General features: G+C 64.3%; 12 protein-coding genes, 1 tRNA gene and 1 pseudogene. 8 read left to right on the top strand and 6 right to left on the bottom strand.

Annotated features, from left to right (window positions below):
* Positions 1 to 136: 136 nt before the first annotated feature.
* Both guaA and OS914_RS05660 read left to right on the top strand, forming a co-directional pair.
* Positions 137 to 1,726, top strand: coding sequence for a glutamine-hydrolyzing GMP synthase (gene guaA / locus OS914_RS05665; protein ID WP_267545098.1), 1,590 nt, complete (start codon positions 137 to 139; stop codon positions 1,724 to 1,726).
* Between the two features lie 198 nt (positions 1,727 to 1,924).
* On the top strand, positions 1,925 to 6,352 hold the full coding sequence (locus tag OS914_RS05660; RefSeq protein ID WP_420713873.1) for an AAA family ATPase: 4,428 nt from the start codon (positions 1,925 to 1,927) through the stop codon (positions 6,350 to 6,352).
* On the opposite strand, the gene cpaB is transcribed toward OS914_RS05660, so the two are convergent.
* From cpaB to OS914_RS05635, 5 genes are all read right to left on the bottom strand, one after another.
* Positions 6,321 to 7,079, bottom strand: coding sequence for a Flp pilus assembly protein CpaB (gene cpaB, locus OS914_RS05655; RefSeq protein WP_267545096.1), 759 nt, complete (start codon positions 7,077 to 7,079; stop codon positions 6,321 to 6,323). The two genes, OS914_RS05660 and cpaB, sit on opposite strands and share 32 nt — an antisense overlap.
* A 209-nt stretch (positions 7,080 to 7,288) precedes the next feature.
* The gene (locus tag OS914_RS05650) at positions 7,289 to 7,672 is read right to left on the bottom strand and encodes an alkaline phosphatase family protein (RefSeq protein ID WP_267545095.1); all 384 of its coding nucleotides are present in this window, start codon (positions 7,670 to 7,672) and stop codon (positions 7,289 to 7,291) included.
* Entirely contained in the window at positions 7,669 to 8,253 is a 585-nt protein-coding gene (locus tag OS914_RS05645; protein WP_267545094.1) for a serine protease inhibitor, read from the bottom strand. The genes OS914_RS05650 and OS914_RS05645 overlap by 4 nt, the downstream gene beginning before the upstream one ends.
* Before the next feature lie 192 nt (positions 8,254 to 8,445).
* Positions 8,446 to 8,850, bottom strand: a complete 405-nt coding sequence (locus OS914_RS05640) for an FmdB family zinc ribbon protein (RefSeq protein WP_267545093.1) — start codon at positions 8,848 to 8,850, stop codon at positions 8,446 to 8,448.
* 97 nt (positions 8,851 to 8,947) lie between these two features.
* Positions 8,948 to 9,592 carry a 5-formyltetrahydrofolate cyclo-ligase gene (locus OS914_RS05635; RefSeq protein WP_267545092.1) on the bottom strand — a complete coding sequence of 215 codons (645 nt, stop codon included), beginning with the start codon at positions 9,590 to 9,592 and terminating at the stop codon, positions 8,948 to 8,950.
* Between the two features lie 76 nt (positions 9,593 to 9,668).
* On the opposite strand from OS914_RS05635, the gene galU reads away from it, so the two are divergent.
* The 5 genes from galU (at position 9,669) to OS914_RS05610 (ending at position 13,668) form a co-directional block, all read left to right on the top strand.
* Complete coding sequence (gene galU / locus OS914_RS05630) at positions 9,669 to 10,571, top strand: UTP--glucose-1-phosphate uridylyltransferase GalU (RefSeq protein WP_267545091.1); 903 nt, start codon at positions 9,669 to 9,671, stop codon at positions 10,569 to 10,571.
* A gap of 4 nt (positions 10,572 to 10,575) precedes the next feature.
* A complete protein-coding gene (locus tag OS914_RS05625; RefSeq protein WP_267545090.1) occupies positions 10,576 to 11,208 on the top strand; it encodes a GNAT family N-acetyltransferase in 633 nt (210 codons plus the stop codon).
* Positions 11,209 to 11,328: 120 nt separating this feature from the next.
* On the top strand, positions 11,329 to 12,495 hold the full coding sequence (locus tag OS914_RS05620; RefSeq protein ID WP_267545089.1) for a hypothetical protein: 1,167 nt from the start codon (positions 11,329 to 11,331) through the stop codon (positions 12,493 to 12,495).
* 113 nt (positions 12,496 to 12,608) lie between these two features.
* Positions 12,609 to 13,409, top strand: a complete 801-nt coding sequence (locus OS914_RS05615) for an SDR family oxidoreductase (RefSeq protein WP_267545088.1) — start codon at positions 12,609 to 12,611, stop codon at positions 13,407 to 13,409.
* A gap of 183 nt (positions 13,410 to 13,592) precedes the next feature.
* Positions 13,593 to 13,668, top strand: a tRNA-Ala gene (locus OS914_RS05610).
* A gap of 1,084 nt (positions 13,669 to 14,752) precedes the next feature.
* Here the strand turns inward: OS914_RS05610 and OS914_RS05605 are convergent.
* Positions 14,753 to 15,770: pseudogene (locus tag OS914_RS05605) on the bottom strand (IS30 family transposase).
* Between the two features lie 421 nt (positions 15,771 to 16,191).
* On the opposite strand from OS914_RS05605, the gene OS914_RS05600 reads away from it, so the two are divergent.
* Entirely contained in the window at positions 16,192 to 17,181 is a 990-nt protein-coding gene (locus OS914_RS05600) for an HAD-IIA family hydrolase (RefSeq protein WP_267545086.1), read from the top strand.
* Positions 17,182 to 18,512 lie beyond the last annotated feature (1,331 nt).

Here is an 18,512-nt window from a genome sequence, read left to right as displayed (position 1 = left end):
CGCCGTCACTTTCGCCGAACCCGGCATTCGGTCCTCGGTGCCGCAGGTGGTTTTGATGAAGAGTACAGAACGCCGGGAATTGTGCTGGTCCGCACGCCCGGCGGGGTGAGGCACAGCGTTGGGTTAAGATTGATGGGTGACTACCCCCGCAGAACCCCAGACTACGCAGCAGCCCGTCCTCGTCGTCGACTACGGCGCCCAGTATGCCCAGCTAATTGCCCGTCGCGTCCGTGAGGCCAACGTGTACTCGGAGGTGGTGCCGCACACGCTGAGCACCGAACAGTTGCTGGCGAAGAATCCGGCGGCCATCATCCTTTCCGGCGGTCCGTCCAGCGTCTACGCTGACGGCGCTCCGTCCGTCAGTCCTGACCTCTTCGAAACCGGCATTCCGGTATTGGGGATCTGCTACGGATTCCAGGCGATGGCCGCGGCGATGGGCGGGACCGTGGCACAGACCGGGCTGCGTGAATACGGGGCAACGGATATCACGACGGTGGGGGACGGACGGTCCATTTTGGCCGGCACCCCGAACCATCAGAACGCCTGGATGAGCCACGGTGACAGCGTCCAGCAGGCACCTGAGGGCTTCGAGGTCCTGGCCAGCACTGACAGCGCACCCGTGGCAGCCTTCGCCAATGAAGCAAAATCACTCTTTGGCGTGCAGTGGCACCCGGAAGTCAAGCATTCTGACTTCGGCCAGCAGGTGCTGGAGAACTTCTTGTTCTACGGCGCCAAGCTGCAGCCCAATTGGACCACCGGAAACATCGTTGAGGAGCAGGTCCAGCGGATCCGCGACCAGATCGGCGGCGCCCGGGTGATCTGTGGTTTGTCCGGAGGAGTGGATTCGGCCGTCGCGGCGGCCCTGGTCCAGCGCGCCGTCGGAGATCAATTGACCTGTGTCTTCGTTGATCACGGTCTGCTGCGCGAGGGTGAAGCCGAGCAGGTGGAGCGGGATTTTGTCGCCGCGACCGGTGTCAAACTCTATGTTGCGAAAGAGACTGACCGTTTCCTCGATGCCCTGGCCGGCGTATCCGACCCGGAAACCAAGCGCAAGATCATCGGCCGCGAATTTATCCGCGCCTTTGAAGAAGCCGAGCGCGCCTTGATCAGCGAGGCCGGTTCCGACGGCGAAGCGATCAAGTTCCTGGTGCAGGGGACCCTTTATCCGGACGTCGTCGAGTCCGGGGGAGGCGAGGGAGCAGCCAACATTAAGAGTCATCACAACGTCGGCGGGCTCCCCGAAGACCTGCAGTTTGAGCTCGTGGAGCCGCTGCGTGCGCTGTTCAAGGACGAGGTCCGCGCCGTGGGCGCCCAACTGGGCCTGCCGGCCGAGATCGTGGGACGCCAGCCCTTCCCCGGCCCCGGCCTGGGGATCCGGATTGTCGGCGACGTCACCCGCGAGAGACTGGCGTTGTTGCGAAAGGCCGATGCCATCGCCCGCGCCGAGCTGACTGCGGCGGGGCTGGACAATGAAGTATGGCAGATGCCCGTGGTGCTGCTGGCGGACGTCCGCAGCGTCGGGGTACAGGGCGACGGCCGAACCTACGGACACCCTATTGTGCTCCGGCCCGTCTCCAGCGAAGATGCGATGACGGCAGACTGGTCCAGACTGCCGTATGACCTGCTGGCCCGCATCTCCAACCGGATCACGAACGAGGTCGACGGCGTTAACCGCGTCGTGCTCGACGTCACCAGCAAGCCGCCGGGAACCATCGAGTGGGAATAGCGCCGGATCAGTGTGCCGTTGCCGCGATTTCTGCACAACAAGGGATAGCCTCAAAAGATGCCCGTATGGTCCAGATCGTCACGCTCTAACGCCGATAGATCAAACGCCGATAGATCAAACACCGATGGATCCAGCCCTGAGCGGTCCAGCCCTGCGAGGTCGAGCCCTGCGCGATCCAATAGAGAGAAGAAGGCACTAGTGTCGGAAAAAGTCAGCCAGGGCGAGACCTCCAACGAGCTCCGGACATGGCTTGCCGGGCTGGGCTCCTACTCCGGCCCCGACACGCTGCTGGGCTTCACTAAGGCTCCCGAGGGCTGCATTGACCTGACGCATGCCCATCCCTCCGGCCTGGCGCAGCTGCTGACAGGCCGGCGCACCAGGCTTTCCACCTTGGTCCGTGATGCTGGCCAGTACGCCGTGGCCGTCCGCACTGCGGGAACGCTGCGGGCGAAAATTTTTGAGCTGGGCTCTGACCGCGGCATCGATGTGGGCTATCTGGCGGCCGGGACGGCCAGCTGGACTAACGCGACACGAAACGACGGCGCGGGGGGCAGCACCGTGGAACCACACCACGTCTGCGCCCCGGTGCTGCTGACCGCGATTGTCATGACCGCCCGGCCGGGGCAGGACGACTATGAACTCCAACTCACGGAGCAGGCACGACTGAATCCTGCTCTGGTGCGCAGCCTGCGCCACGTTCACGGCATCGAGCTTGATCCGCAGTCCTTGGCCAGGCTGGCCTACAGCACGGCGCGCTTTAATCCGGCTCCCGTCTTGGAGCGCTTGCGTGCCCTGGTGCAGCCGATCAAGGGCGCCGTCGTCGAGCATCACCTGCTGGTCTCCACCTTTGCCGACCTCGCCGAAAACCTGCACGACGCTGCGCTGCTCGCGGGGAACCCCTTTGTCGACGCGCTGAGCTCCGCAAGCCGTGATGAGGGCGCTGACGCGGTCCGTTCCGCCCTGCATGAGGCGGACGATCGGGGCGAATCGGGTAGATTCACGGCCTTGGACGCACGCGAACCGCACGACGAGCTGCTGGTGCTCGACGCCGATACCCGCCAGCAGCAGGTGCTCGATATGATCCGCGCTGGTGATTCACTGGTCGTCTCAGCCCCACCGGGGACCGGCCAGACGCAGACCGCCATTAACGCCATAGCTGCTTTGGTTTTTGACGGCAAGAGCGTGCTGGTGATCGGGGAGCGCCGCGGCACGCTGAACGAACTGGCGCAGCGGTTCTCGGATCTGGGTCTGGCGGATCTGCTGCTGCAGCTCAGTGCGCAAACCGGTCCGCAACACCTCAAATCCGCGCTGGTCCGGGCGATTGTGCGCAATGAAAAGGCCGCAGAGCCGAAGTTGACCGATCTGCACCGGACGCTGACCGAGCACCGCCACCACCTGATGGACCACGTAGCCTCCCTGCACAATGTGCGCCAACGCTGGGGTTGTTCCCCTTATCAGGCAATGCAGTCACTGGCTGAGCTGACCTCGATCCATCCGGCGCCGTCCACCACCGTCCGGCTCAAGCGCAGCGTCCTGGACAACATCGCGGACCGTGACGAACTGGCCGGACGGCTGCGCCGCGCCGCGGAACTGGGCAGTTTCAGTAAATCCGCCACTACCAGTGCGTGGCACGGGGCCCGGCTGGTGACCCGCAAGGAAACCGAAGAGGCCCATGCCTTGGCCAGCGGACTGCTGACTCAGCTGCCCGAGTTTGCCCGCAAGATGAACGAGATGGCCGAGTTCTCTCAGATCCGCGAGGGCCACAGCTTTGTTGAGTGGGGCGAACAGCTGGAACTGTTGGTGGCCGTGCGGGAGAGCCTGGATAAATTCACCCCGGATATCTTTGACCGCCCCGTCACGGACCTCATCTCGGCTACCGCCAGTTCCGGCTGGCGCCGTGAGCGGAGTCTGGAGATGCCCGCCATGCAGCGTTCCCGACTGCGGAGGGTGGCGAAGGAATATGTGCGCCCCGGGGTGCACATCTCGGATCTGCACACCTCCCTGGTGCTGGTGCAGGAACAACGCTCGGTGTGGGCGGACTACGCCACGACGGAACGCCATCCGGCCGTCCCGTCCGGGCTTGCCGAACTTCGCGCCACGCACACCGGGCTTGGCGGCCTGCTGCACCAGCTGGGCCTGGCAGTGGAGCGGACAGCCGCCGGCGGTGGGCTGGAAAGCACCGGCATCGATGAGCTGATCGTCCGCCTGCAGGCCCTGGTGGATGATAAGGAAACGCTGCAGACCCTGCCGGAGCGCACCCTGCTGCTGGAAAGCATGCGCGAACATGGACTTGGCGAGTTGCTGGACGATCTGACGGACCGTGAGGTGGCACCGGCCGAGACGCGCACCGAGCTGGAACTGGCATGGTGGCAGTCGGCGCTGGAGGCCATGATCAGCGGCGATGATTATCTTGCCATGTCCGACGGCGAGAACCTGCGCCGCTTGGAGTCCGAGTTCCGTCTAGCCGACCAGGCGCACGTCGACAGCGGCAGCCCGCGGCTGCGGTGGCGGCTGGCCCAGAAATGGAACTCCACCGTCTCCGGCCGCAACCGTCAGGGCGAACTGCTGCGGAACCTACTTAAGGACGGGCGCGTGACCCTAGAGGGGCTCGCGAAGCAGACCCCTGACCTGCTGGCCAACCTGCTGCCGGTATGGGCAACGAGTCCCTTGATGCTCCCCGCTGTGGTTCCGGCAGGGCAGCGCTTTGACGCCGTCGTCATCCTCGACGCGGAATCCACTTCGCTGCAGGCGGCCCTGCCGTCCATTGCACGTGCCCGGCAGGTGATCGCTTTCGGTGACGAGCAGACGGCGGCTCCGCGTGCCTTCTCCGTCGCGGTCGAAAAAGTGGCACGCGGCGAGGAAGAGTCCCAACGCCCGGAGAGTATCTTCGGTGCCCTGGCCAAGGTCCTCCCGGGACGCCGGCTGAGCGTGTCGTATCGGGCGGTGGATGAGGAGCTGGTCCTCCAGCTGAGTAAAGACTTCTACGATGACCAGCTCGAAAGAATGCCGGACGGGCGCACCGTGACCGGGCTGGACAGATCACTGGTGGTTGACTACCTGCCGGACGGCACGGGTCTGCCCGGGACCGGCATTGATGGCGTTGAATCCGTGGTGGCCGAGGTAAACCGTGTTGTCGATCTGGTTTTTGAACATGCCCGGGTCCGTCCGCGTTCCTCCCTCGCGGTCGTCACGGCCAGCGAACGGCACGCAATCCGGGTGGCCCAGGCCATCCGGATGCAAATGCCGAACCACCCGCTGCTGACCGAGTTCTTCGCCTCCAGCCCGGAATCCTTCCGGGTGGTCACCGTGAACAGGGCAGCGGGTCTGGTCCGTGACCATGTGATCTTTTCCCTTGGGTACGGACGGACGCCACATGGGCGGGCGCTGCATAATTTCGGCCCGTTGTCGGCTTCTGACGGGCGCTCGAAGTTCGCGCTGGCCATGACACGCGCCAGGGAGCATCTGCAGATCATCACCTGTTTCCGCCCCGAGGATCTGGACGAGGCCCGGTTGAGCTACGGGGCACGCGATTTCTATGAGCTGCTGGACCGCGAACTGGCGGGAAACTCCCGGCTGGGAACGACCGCCTCACGGGCCGCTGCCAGCGAGCAGTCGCTGGGTGAAGACCCGCTTGTCGCCGATCTGGCGGAGCGGCTGCGGGCCCGGGGAGCACGCGTTTGGCATCACTACGACGGCGTCCTCGACATGGTGGCCGCATCGGACCCGTTGCAGAACCTAGGCAAGCAGGATGACGAAATCCCGACCCCGGTGGCCGTGGAATCCGATGGAACGGCAAAGTACCAGGGGATGAGCGTTAGAGAGCGTAGCCGGCTCCGGCCGCAGCTGCTTGAACGGCTCGGATGGCGTTACATGCCGCTGTGGACAATTGAGGTCTTTACCGACCCCTCTCTATGTGCCGACCGGATTGGCGGATACCTGGGCCTTTCACCGGCGCTGAACGAAGGCGAGCTCTCCTCCTTGTTGGGGCCCGCTACGGCGGCCAGGCCATTGTCAGGGGGTCCCCGACCGGACGAATCGCGTACCGGCGCTGCGGAAGTCGATCAACAGGGGGCGCAGGCTAAGGGCACAGAGGCAACGGCCGTGTCTTTGGACCTAGCGGCTTCAGACGCAGTCTCTTCGGAGGGTGGGTTTTCTGAAGCTAGGTCCTCAGAGATGGAGACGCAGCAGGAGTCCGAGGGAACAGTGTGGGCCGGGGAGGTCGAGGGGTCGGCCGGTCGCCCTTCCGCCGTTGCCGAGGGCAATGATCCGGCGCAGGCATCCATGGCCGCTGGAGCGGACGGCAACGCCGACGTCGTAAACCCGGAGACGGGAGGGCAAGCGGGAACGGACACGAGGACTGCCACGGGGACACCTGCTGAAATAGAAACGGGACCAGGCATGGGAGCAACTGCTGGACTAGAAACGGGACCGGCATTGGCGGACGATGTCGGCTCAACGACGGCACCCGCTGCACGCGCTGACGCCACAGAACTAACGCTCCCGGAGGATGCGGAACCGCTGCTCGCCACGGTCGCAGCCAAGGACGACCCGCGTGCCTGGGGAGATAAGACGGACGAGGGGTACGACGACTGGCTCAAGGACCAACGCCCTCCGCACTGGGGGTAGTGGCACGCGATTGGTCAGCCGGGGTCACCAGGACCAGGAAGAGCTTGCCGCGAGCGGACGCTCCGGCCAGCTTGACGGCCTGATCACCGGTGGCCGCGACGACCACCAGTCCGTCGGCTTCTTTGCCGGGCAGCAGATCCTGGCTCAGTCCGGTGACGGGTGGTTTCCAAAGCACGGGTACGGCCTCGGCCAGCACCTGGTTGACAGCGGTCTGGTCCAGCCCTGTGCTGGTGCTCAGGACTACGTTGACCAGCTGACCGGGGTTGATCAGAGCGACGGTGGCTGCGTCGGCAAGCCGAATGGGCACCGCCTGGCTGCCGGTAGGAGTTCCGATCAGCAATCCCGAACCCAAAAGCGCAGCATCCGTGAGAACCTGCCCTTTTCGCAGCGGGCCGGAGAGTTGCCGGCCGGCGACTGAATCTTGAGAACGGAATGCCGCTGCCGGTACCGCGTCCTGGGGCAGCCGTTGCAGTGCCAGGTCCGCAGCGCCGAGCATTGCCCCGCCGGCCAGATCCCTGGCGGCGACGACAATCACGACGGTGTCCACGGGTGCCGGGGCCAGTTGCTGGACAGCCACGGCCGTTGCCGCACAGAGAAGCAGGGCGGCAATGAAGCGCCGTCGCCGCCGAACCAGTCGCATAATCCGATGGCGCCAAGTGGGTTGGAGTGCAGCGCCCTGGTATTGTCCCTGATACGTTGGTGCCGTTTGTTGGCCGAGAGTCTTCATGCCTCGAACCTACGGCCGCGGAACCGGATTCTCGGCGCGAAAACCCAGTCTGTGTAGAAGCTGTGGGAAAGCCAGCCTGTGGAGGATGCGCCACCACGTGATCGTGCCCCTACGGGATCTTGCCACCACGTGAGCCGGCCACTACATGACCCTGCCGCTACATGATCCGCGCACTGCGCGGAACCCCTGCGCGGCATTTGGGCAGCAGGTTAATTCTGCAGCCTCGACTCCGTCCCAGACCCCGCACCGGTCCCGAGCAATGGCGCCAGCGCACGCCATCGGGCAATCTCGCACCCGTCGGTGAGCTGGAAGCGACAATTGACCCGCCGGCCCTTGAACTGCCCGGTAACAATAGCCACCTGCGGGCCGCCATACTGCTGAGTGCAGCGCCTCGGCGGCCCGGGTCGTGGGAAGAAGATGCCCTCACCATGGATTTCCAGGACTGTCAGGGCAGCGCCCGGATCCGGGACGGTCGAAGCCGGGCCGGGGCTCCCGCCGTCCGCTACGAAGCGCAGGATATGGTCTCCAGCGCCGGGGTACTCAGTTAGTGTGATGGTGAGGTCGATCAGGCTTTCCCCAGCAGCGACGGTCATGCTGGGCCCCCGGCTGCGCCGAAGAGATCCTTGGCCGCGTTCCACGCCGCTATTGCGCAGCCGTCAGTGCGGGAGAATGAGGCGCTGACGGACTTTTGGTCCAGTATTCCGGTAACAGTGGCCTGCTGTGGGCCCCCGTACTGCTGCGTGCACGATTGGTTCGATTTACGTGCACCCGAGTCCAGCAGCGTGGGGTCATTCTTAATCAACACACAGGCTGCGTCGGCGGTGGGGAGTTGGTTGCCGGGAGCGGAAACGCCATTCGTGCAGGTTAAGGTGTAGTGCACGGCGGGATCGCTGTCAGACGGCCTAACCGTGATGGCCAAAACTGCGTTGCCCGCGCCCGGGCCGGTGCCGGTAGACGGGGCTGCCGCGATAGGGGGAGACGGCGGCGACGGGGCAGCTGCTCCCGATCCGCCAGCTGCTCCCGATCCTGCCGCGGTAGGGGGAGCTGCCGCAGAGGAGACGCCGGGGGAGAGTGCGGCACGAGACGGACCTGCAGTGTCGGTGCCTGTCGCACAGGCAGCCAGTCCGCCGCAGATAGCGACGGCGAGTACTGCGTGGGTCACGAGCTTGCGCATCCGGGGGCCTCCTCGCCTCTGTTTAACCCTACTCCGTTACGCGTAGAACGCGGGGGAGGGGTGCAGCCGCGGCGCTGGGGCTGCGCCGGTTCCGGGGGAGGGGGGCAGCCGCAGAGGGTTAAGGGGCCGGCCGGGGCTGACGGAGAAGCGCAACATGATTCAGCTGGCAGCGGCAGTCACCGGGGATTTGCCCTATGACGCGGTCGAGTTTCCGCCGGAATTGCCGCCGGAGCTTCCCGAACCGCTCGATGCACCGACACCGACCGGAGCCTTTGCCGCAGAATCCTTGGCAGCAGAACCTGCGGAGACGGATTCCTTGGCGGGTTCCTTGATGGAACCGTCCTTGCCGGAACCGTCCTGGCGGCTGCCTTCCTTGGCCGAACCATTCTTGGCAGTGGCCGGAAAGCCGCCACCCTTGCTGTCCCGGGAATCTGTACGGTAGAACCCTGGTCCCTTGAAGACGACGCCCACGGAATTGAACTTCTTGCGCAGCGCACCTTGGCACTCGGGGCAGATCGACAGGGAATTGTCAGTAAATGACTGCACGATGTCGAAGTTGTGGCCGCAGTCCTTGCAAGCGTAGGCGTAGGTTGGCACTGATTCTCCTTCTCGAAACACGGGACAGGGCCGTCGCTAAACCAGAAAACGTTAGCAGTCTATGGCCCTGAGTGCCAATTCTAACACTTCCTCGCGTTTAGCCTGCCGCAGTTGCGGCGTAGCGGCGGGGAGTCAGGACGCCGTCAACGGGTGCATCCCACGGCTCGCGTCCGATCGCACCTGCGGCCAGCAACTCGTGGTCGTAGACCATTGCCACGGTTGGCGGACGCTGCGCGGCTGGCCCCAGCAACGCGAGGAACCTGTCGTAGTAGCCGCCGCCGTGACCAAGCCGGATGCCATCCGCGTCCACTGCCAGGGCGGGCAGAAGAATTCCGGCTGCTTCCATCATGAAAGCTGCCGGTAGCCGTTCCCCCACGGGTTCATCCACAGGTGCCAGGGCGCTGCGATGCAGGGGAATATCTGGCCGCCAGCGGACCCAGCTAAGGAGGAAGCCCACCTCGCAGACCGGAACATACACGTGGTAGCCGGCGTCCGTCAGAGCACGGACCACGCCGGCCGTTGGAGGTTCTGTGCCGCTGGAGAGGTACGCCCCAATCGAAAGGGGAGCAGGAGAGGAAATCTCCACGGCGGAACCGGTCACGGGCCGAGCCGCCATGGGCCGCCGGAGGGATTGCGCCCACTGGAGGGCCTGCCCGACGAAACCGTCGCCGGCGTCGGATCTGCCGCCGTCGCCCATTTCCTGCCGCTGCGCCCGAAGCAGCGCCCGCAGTTCAGTCTTCACCGGCATCATTTCCCCCTTTACACGCATTGTCGAACTGGTGTGACCAAATCCCATTATCCTCAAGTAGCCTAGGACAATGACTTCTGCACCCCGCGTTCGCAAGGCCGTAATTCCCGTTGCCGGATTGGGCACGCGATTCCTCCCGGCCACCAAGGCCATGCCCAAGGAAATGCTTCCCGTCGTGGATAAGCCCGCCATCCAGTATGTCGTCCAGGAAGCCGTCAGTGCCGGGCTCATTGATGTCCTGATGATTACCGGGCGGAACAAGCGCGCCCTGGAGGACCATTTTGATCGGGTGCCGGACGTCGAGCGCACGTTGAAGGCAAAGGGCGACGACGACCGGCTCGCCGCCGTGCAGCTCGCCACCGAGCTCGGCGAGATCCACTACGTCCGGCAGGGCGATCCGAAGGGGCTTGGCCACGCCGTGCTGCGCGCCAAGACACACATCGGGAACGAACCGTTCGCCGTCCTGCTCGGGGATGACTTAATTGACGAGCGCGACGAACTGCTCACCACCATGATGGACGTGCAGGCCAAAACCGGCGGCTCCGTCATTGCCCTGATTGAGGTGGAGCCTGAGCAGATCTCCGCCTACGGCTGCGCCGACATGGAGGCGATCGATGGCGAAGATTACGTCCGCGTGCGCCGGCTGGTGGAGAAGCCCAGCCCGGAGGAAGCACCCTCCAACCTGGCCATGATCGGCCGGTACGTGCTGCATCCGGCCATCTTCGAGGTCCTCGAAAAAACGCCGCCGGGCCGGGGCGGGGAAATCCAGCTCACCGATGCGCTGCAGACCCTGGCCTGCCGCGAGGGCAACGGCGGCGGAGTCTACGGCGTTGTCTTCCGCGGCCGCCGTTATGACACCGGCGACAAGCTCAGCTACCTCAAGGCCGTCGTCACGCTCGCGTGCGAGCGTGACGACCTGGGCCCCGAACTGCGCCAGTGGCTCGGTGGATTCACGGCGCAGCTGCCGGCCTAGGCCCATGCGGGGGGATACCAGCTGGCCGGTGACGCTCGAGTGCGGCGACATCATCCTGCGGCCGGTGCGGCACCGGGATAAGAAAGTCTGGAGCGAGGTGCGCCGGCGGAACTTCGACTGGCTGGCCCGGTGGGAGGCCAGCAGCCCGTCCCCCGGCGTTAACCTGCCCACCTTCGCAGGGATGGTCCGTGCCCTGAACGAGCAAGCCAGGGCCGCAACGGCACTGCCGTTCATCATCGCGGAACGTCAACCAGGGCTTGCGGCACCGCAGCTGATCGGACAGCTGACCGTCTCCTCGATTTCCTGGGGATCGGCGATGATGGCCACGCTGGGATACTGGGTGGACCAGGACCGTGCCGGCCGCGGGATTGCCCCAACAGCCGTTGCGATGGCCACTGACCACTGCTTCCGGAACCTGGGTCTGCACCGGATGGAGATTAACGTCCGGCCCGAGAACGGTCCCAGCCTGCGGGTGGTGGAGAAACTCGGTTTCCGCGATGAGGGGCTTCGGCCGAGGTACCTGCACATCAACGGACAATGGGCGGACCACCGCAGCTTCGCCCTCACGGCCGAGGAAGTTCCCGACGGGCTGCTGCCGCGCTGGCTCCGCGAGCGCGGCGGGGCATCGGGGGCGTAGGCGCCGGTCGGCCCAAAAGGTGGGACGGCCGGGGCCCGAAAAACCGCTGAAAGACAGCGCGCCCCGCGACACGCCCCCGCTAATGCCCGGTCCGGCACGAATCCCCCTTAAAGTTGAACCGTGGACGCACCCCTTAATACCTCAGTGATTCTGCTCGTCGCTGTTGCCCTTTGGCTGCTGTGGGTTGGTCCGTACGTGCTGCGCAGACAAAAGCCGATTCTGTTGGCGGACAGTCCGGCCGCGTTCCCGGAGGTGCTCGTCATTGACGCTGCTCCGGCCCCTCGCCCAGATGTTTTCATGGCCATGGAAACTCAGCCGACGCAGGAGAAACAGATGAACACGACGAAGACTCACGACGTCCGTAACGGTGGCGTGACGTCCACTGCAGTGACGTCCGCTGCTGTGACGTCCATCGGCGTGAGGTCTGGTGCCGGCACTCAGGACGACGGCGGCAAAACCGGGGGCAGCACGGCCCGCCTCGCGTCCCGGCCGGCCCGGTTGAAAATCCGCTACGGCCGCACCGCCCTGGCACTGCTGGGCATGCTTGCCCTGCTGACTCTGGTCATCGGCGGCGGACTCGCACTATTGGGCCTGGCCTCGGGGCTGATCCCCGCGGCAGCCGCAATCATCTTCGTCGCGTCCCTGGCGCTGCTCCGCAGCCTCGCCGTCCGCGACCGCAAACGTAAAGTCGAGGCCGCCTTCCGCGCTGCTATGGGCTCCTCCAGCGCGCCGGTCCGTGGCACCGGCGCCGGCAGCGCGCCGGTCCGTGGCACCGCGCCTGCCGCAGGCCGGCCCGTCGTCGGCCGTGCCGCCGTCGCCGTCTTCAACTCCGCCGATTTTGATGCAGCCGACGCCGCAAAGCAGAGCCAGGAAGCGACGGCCAGGATACCGCTGACCGCCACCGAGCTTCGCCGTGCGGCCCTGGAGGTTGCCGCCCGCGGCGCCGCCGACGCCGAGGTCGCGCACACCCGCACGGTCGCGGAGCCCGAGCCCTGGCAGCCGGTGGAAGTTCCCAAGCCTGCCTACGTTCAGGCTCCGCGGGCGGACCGCCCCGCGCCCGCCCCGCTGGAACTCCCCGCCGCACCAAAGGCCGCAGCAAAGGCCTCCATCAAGGTCACCGAGGCGGCCGCAGCAGCGAGCACCGTTTCAGCTGGCACAGTGCAGGTAAGTGCATCACCGTCCGTCACCTCCACGGAAGGCACCGTTGCCGCCGTCGTGCCGGATAAGACCAAGCCCGTGCACGGCCTGAGCAACCTCGACGACGTCCTCCAGCGCCGCCGCGCCTGACCGACCCCGCCGCGGCCACGCCTGCCAGCGCCGCGCCCGCGTTTTCCCGGTGTAACGGAAGATCTGTCCTGCCCGGAGTTCCCATGACCGGCGGAGCCGGATAGTCTGCTCAAATGGCAACAATTGCGGTGGTGGGCGGAACCGGAACGGCCGGACGCATGGTGGTGGCCGAGGCACTTCGACGCGGCTTAGAGGTCCGCTCCATCAGCCGTCGCCGCCCCGCGCCAGAGAGCCCCAAACGCATCCCCGGCGCCGACTACATCACCGCCGACGTCGCCTCCGGACAGGGACTCCCCGAAGCGTTGGACGGCGCCGACCTGCTGATCGAAACTCTGGATGCCAAATCCGGCGCAGCGCTCAAAGTGCTCCCCGCCACCAGCGGCCGGCTGCTCCGTGCAGCCGCCACAGCCGGCGTCCGCCGGGCCGTCCTGCTGAGCATCGCCAACGCCGGGCAGGCCGACTACGGCTACTACAAAGTCCAGGCCGCCCGCGCCCGGCAGTACCAGCGCGCCACCGTGCCCACCGCCGTCATCGCGGCAACCCAGTTCCACGACCTCGTCGCCGGCATCTTCAGCTCAGGGGCCCGCTACGGGCTCGTCCCCGTCATCCGCGGCGTCTCCTTCCAACCGATCGCCACCGCAGACGTAGCCGGTGCGCTGGTCGACGCCGCCATGGAAGAAGGCGTTGGCAGTGCAGCGCTGCACAGCACCAGAATCATTGGCGGCCCCGAAGTCCTCACCATGCGACAGCTCGTCGGGCAATGGAAAACCGCCACCGGCCGCAAGGGCATGACCACGCCGCTGCCGCTGCCCGGTAGCCTGGGCCGCTTCCTCCGTGAAGGTGGCAACCTGGTGCCCGAGAACACGTACGGCACCATTACCTTTAGCCAATGGCTCGAGTCCCTTGCGGACTGATGGGGCTGGCGGTTGCGGAGCTCCTTGGCTGGCCGTTGCGGGGCGAGCGCTGCGTAGGGTGATCTTCTCCGCGGACCGTGGTTTTGTCTGTGGCGGGGCGCATGGATGGTTGCTCGTGAAGCGGCGTTTGGAAAGTCCGGGGGAGGGGCGATATTCTAGGTGAGTCGATGGCGTTGCCATCGCGGGGCTATGGCGCAGTTGGTAGCGCGCTTCGTTCGCATCGAAGAGGTCAGGAGTTCGAATCTCCTTAGCTCCACCACGAAAGCTCTCTGACCAGCGGAAACGCCGGGTTGGAGGGCCTTTTGTTTGGGTAAAAATGCCCTCACCACACGGAACGACGCGCTTTGGGCAAAAGACACGCTTGGATTTTGGGATTCGTTTGGTCATGGAATCGTGGCGTTGGAGGCACCAAAAACGATTCTTGCGCAGCAGCTTGCTGCGCAATTGGCGCCTTGGCCCAGGTCCCTGCAAAGGTAGTCATGGAGGTTTCGGGGCGGAGAGCCCTTTCTGGCACCATCTTTAGAGCCCGAGCCCAGGAATGGATGGCGGTGCTGTGATGCTGAGGGGCACCGCGGGTGGACGAACAGTGGCAACTTTTCCAGCGCCTTGGTCAGGTCCGGCGCCATGGCCGCTTTTTTCGATGTAGTGCTTCTCCGTGATGGCGCTGCCGGAGTGGCCCATTTAACATGCGGCGTCCTTGGAACTGTATTCCCGGTCGATGATGGTGGCCACGGTCTTGCGGAAAACGTGCGGAGTGACCCATTCGTAGCCTGAGCCTTCCCTCGCGTCACTCCTTTGGCGGCGGAAGTTGTTGGGGCTGCGCACCGTCCCGGCAGCCGAGGGGAACAGGAAGTCCTCGGGCCAAGTTGGCGTTCGGCCCACATGCGTTTGAGGGTCTCCACGACGAAGCGGGGGAGCGCCACAGTGCGGTATCCGGCCGCTGTCTTGGTGTAATCCTGCCGGAACAGCGGCTACCCTTTGTAACGGGGCACGGTTCCACTGATGGTCAAGGACGGGTGCTCTGTATCCAGATCCACATCTTCCCAACGTAGGGCAATCACTTGGCCAATCCTGGCACCGGTCGACAAGAAGACGTCGACGGCTTCGAGCAGGTCGGTGGCCCGGGGGGCGGCCTTCGTGGTCAGGACTGTTTTGCCATGCTTTGACCCAGGTGTGCATGTTGCATCAGTGTTCCTCCCTAGCACTGAGCCAAGCATCGAGGTCTGCGCGGTTGATCCGCAAGTGCTGGCCGATCGTGTGGACGGTGGCGGCGACGTGCTTGAAGCGCCACTGGTAGACGCTGTGGCCAACGTTGAATGGGGCCTTGTCTGTACTGGGCGGTGTCAAGCCGTCTTAGCAAAATTGTCGTTGAGTAGTTTGGTGAATACTTCTCGTGGTGTCAGGAATCCCAGGACGGCGCGGGGTCTGTCGTTGAGCTCATCGGCGATGGAGTCTAGGTAGGGCTGGTGGCTGGTGAGTTCAATGCCTGTGGGGAGGTACTCCCGGATGAGCCCGTTGGTGTTTTCATTGGATGGTCGCTCCCACGGTGAGTGGGGGTTGAGGTGGGCGAAGTACACGGGAAGGTCAGGGGCCATCTCCGTGCCCTGGTCCCAGGTCAAGGAACCACGCATCAGCGCCGGCAGGTTATTCACTTGACCGATGAGGACATCGGCCAGACCGGTAGCCTTCTTGCCCTCGGGCAGGCCCAACATGATCAGGAACCTACTGTGCCGCTCAACCAGCGTCGCGATAGCACTTTTGCATCCCTTGCCGACCACCAGGTCCCCTTCCCACGCTCCAGGCACACGACGATCAGCTGCTTCCTCGGGACGGTCATCAATGCTGACCATCCCGATGATCCGCCCACCTGTCCGCTCACCGAGGGGCCTGCGGGATTTACTCCTAGTTCTCTTGGACCGGAGCAGGATTCCGGAGGTCGCCAGCTCGCCCTTGGGCAGGGCATAAATCCGCCGGTAGATCGTCTCGTGGGAGACGGTCCGCCCCTCGGCCTCGGGTGATTTCGTCATGGTCTCACCGCTGGTGTCTGTGGCTTCCAAACGCAAACGACCGGCAATCTGCAGCGGTGTCCTTGACCTGGCCAGATCCGCCTTCATCCGTACGCCGAGGACCGGATCCGTGTCCAGTTTTCCGTGCTTGCGGGCGTCGGCGTTTCCGCTCCGCGGCGCAGTCAGCACTCACCGGCCGGTAACCGCCGGTCTTCGTCGAATTCCGCCGGCGTTCCCGCCAGATGATCGTGTGATCCCGACCAAGATCAGCCGCGATCTGCCGATCCGTTCGCCCACCAAGGCTGCCTACGGCGATGTCCGCCCGATCCGAAAACGGTAACGGCCTACGCCCCACCAGCAGCTCCTCTATTCAACGAACTTGTTGCTTCGAGGGAATGACACCGCCGGTTCTTCCGATTAGGAGATCGCTGACGCGGTGTTTTAGGGTGACATCAAGACCAACATTCACACGGACATCCTGTATCCGTTCGCCCGTCCGATGGTTGACAACGTGTTCAGGTATTACGACGGCTTCCTGAAGGTCGACGGGGAGGTCGATAACAAGAAGAACTCCGGCCCCCGAGTCTAGGTGGCTTCAGCCGAGGAGGGCCTCGCGGCTCGGGTCGTCGACGCTGGCGTATCATTCGACTGATCCGGCACACTGAAGCAGCAAAAACCAGCGGAGGGGTTGAGTCGTATCCTCCTGGTTCTTACGAGGGAACGGCCCCAAACGAGAGCGCAAGCCGAACAGCAAAACCAACAAGGGTGAGGTATCGATGACCAAACGGCTAATTGACGGCTTTGACGGATTGCTCGCGGACCTCGACGGCGTCGTGTATACCGGACCGCGGGTGATCGACGGCGCCGTCGAAGCACTAGATCAGCTCGCAGGAGAGGGTAAGAGCCTGGCATACGTGACCAACAACGCGTCACGCTCACCCGAGGAGGTTGCCACGCATCTGCGGGAATTAGGGGCACCTGCCACCGCTGAGCAAGTCTTCGGATCTGCGCTGGCCGGTGCAGAGCTGCTGGCTGGCGAGGTTGCCGCAGGCGCGTCGGTGCTCGTCGTCGGCGGTAAGTTCCTCGCGGACTCCGTCAGGGAGCAGGGACTCGTCGTTGTGCCCACATCGGATGATCGGCCAGACGCTGTCATTCAGGGGTTTTCCCCCTCCCTTGGCTGGAAGGATCTCGCGGAGGCCGCCTACGCGATCACAGCGGGTGCCACTTGGATAGCGACTAACATGGACATGACCCTTCCGCAGGAGCGGGGATTCGCTCCCGGCAACGGGTCACTGGTGGCCGCGGTTGCCGCTGCCACCGGCAAGTCGCCTCTGGTCGCAGGAAAACCAGAAGCAGCCCTCTTCCGGACAGCTGCGCGCCACTCCGGCGTCGTGCGCGCCCTCGTCGTCGGCGACCGACTGGACACCGACATCCTGGGGGGAAATCGCGCGGGCATGGCCACAGTCCTCGTCCTCACGGGAGTGGACTCGGTCCAAACAGCGCTGGGTGCGCGGGTGGAAGAGCGTCCGAACTATTTGATCCGTTCCCTGCGCGAACTTTACGAGGAGTACCCGGCGATCACGGCCGACGACGGAGCCTACTTCTGTGACGCCGCAGTGGCTCGCGTATCGGGATCGACGGTGAGCGTCAGCGGCCGTGAAAACGACCTTAACAGTTGGCGTGCTGCCTGTGCCGCGTGGTGGGCAGCTCACCCCGATATGACACCGGACGCTGCGCCGGAGATTGTGTTCGAGACGGCGGGATAGGGGCCGACGGGTCATCCGGTCCTCAGGAAGGAACCATCGAGGGATGATGATCAGCTCGCGCAGCAATTGCGCGTTGGTGACCATGATGCCGGAGGGCTTCGAAACTGCTCACTTCAAGTTCTCGAGACAGTTTCGTCGTTGATTTTTCGTTAAGCGGCTACGGGGTTGGGGGCTTGGTGGTTGGGTACGGCCGTCGTTGGCGGCAGTACCAGCCTTCGATGTAGTTCATGACGTCGGTGCTGGCCTCAAGCGGGTTGGCGAAGCTGAAGTGGTGGTAGAAGTCGGTCTTCGGGTGTGAGAAGGAATTCTCTGCCGCGTCATTGTCCCAGCATTAATCGGCTAATAACCGGGTGCAATTCGCCATACCGGCTAATCGTTGCCGGGTCAGTGTGGTGTGACCAGTGTGATCAGCCGGAGGACTTTCAGGGCCAGGTTCGTCTCCGAGTCCGGGCGCGTTTCGGCGATGTACTCGTTCGTATTCGGTGCGCACGGTGAAATTAAAGAGGGATGTGTTGCGTAGGCTCTTCTCGACCGAGATGTGACCTAACAGGTTCATAAGGGCTTGGAGGGTGACGCCGGTCCAATTTTAGGTCCAGGAGTTCAGCCACTCTCAGTCCGCAGGCCCGTTGCAGACCTTATCGACGAGTTGCGGATCATTGGAGAGCTTGACCCCGTCCTCCCGGTGCTGTTTCGTCTCGAACTTCCTGCAGATCCGCCCGATGGTGGATTTGGATAAGCCCGAACGCTTGGCCATCATTGACCATTACCGATCCCGTTCTTCGGCGTTGACTCTATAGTCGCGACCACGACGTCTTCAACCTGGTCGGCCGTCATGGTCGGTGGGCGCCCTGGTCGCGGTTCGTCAACCAGACCGTCGAGACGATCTCGGAGGAATTTCGCCAGCCTGTTGCCCACGGTGTTCGTAGGCAGCCCACACATTCGGCAACTGCCGTGTTATTCAAACCCTCATTACAGCCGAGCAAGATCCGTGAGCCCATCGACAACGCCTGCGACGACTTCGCCCTCCGAGCCGAGCCGACCCGACCGGCAGCCCGCGCTCCTCATCGGTCGGGGCAAGTCGATCTTCGGGCGCCCAGTTCGTGACATACCAAGGCCGACTACAGGAGGTCAGAGGCTCGACTGGCTGTACTGAAAATAACTCCAGTAAAGAAGTATTTATTTTTAAAAGTACTCGACTTACTGGATTAGGTGGCGTAGTTTTGCAGTGGGACGCCGGGTAGGTGACTGGCATCACACCAGGGGGGGTCGGGGCGGAGCACGCCTGGTCCTTCAGGTATCTGGGGATGTCGGGTTTGCCGGCGGTCCCACTC

It is taken from the genome of Arthrobacter endolithicus (genome assembly GCF_026627425.1).
Classification (GTDB): domain Bacteria; phylum Actinomycetota; class Actinomycetes; order Actinomycetales; family Micrococcaceae; genus Arthrobacter_M.
The sequence above is the reverse complement of the archived record's forward strand: the minus strand, read 5'-3'. Positions and strand labels throughout refer to the sequence as shown.

Excerpts from the sequence above, each read along its gene's own strand:
- cpaB (WP_267545096.1), bottom strand. The coding sequence starts at position 7,079 with ATGAAGACTCTCGGCCAACAAACGGCACCAACGTATCAGGGACAATAC.
- OS914_RS05650 (WP_267545095.1), bottom strand. The coding sequence starts at position 7,672 with ATGACCGTCGCTGCTGGGGAAAGCCTGATCGACCTCACCATCACACTA.
- OS914_RS05645 (WP_267545094.1), bottom strand. The coding sequence starts at position 8,253 with ATGCGCAAGCTCGTGACCCACGCAGTACTCGCCGTCGCTATCTGCGGC.
- galU (WP_267545091.1), top strand. The coding sequence starts at position 9,669 with ATGACTTCTGCACCCCGCGTTCGCAAGGCCGTAATTCCCGTTGCCGGA.
- OS914_RS05625 (WP_267545090.1), top strand. The coding sequence starts at position 10,576 with ATGCGGGGGGATACCAGCTGGCCGGTGACGCTCGAGTGCGGCGACATC.
- OS914_RS05615 (WP_267545088.1), top strand. The coding sequence starts at position 12,609 with ATGGCAACAATTGCGGTGGTGGGCGGAACCGGAACGGCCGGACGCATG.
- OS914_RS05600 (WP_267545086.1), top strand. The coding sequence starts at position 16,192 with ATGACCAAACGGCTAATTGACGGCTTTGACGGATTGCTCGCGGACCTC.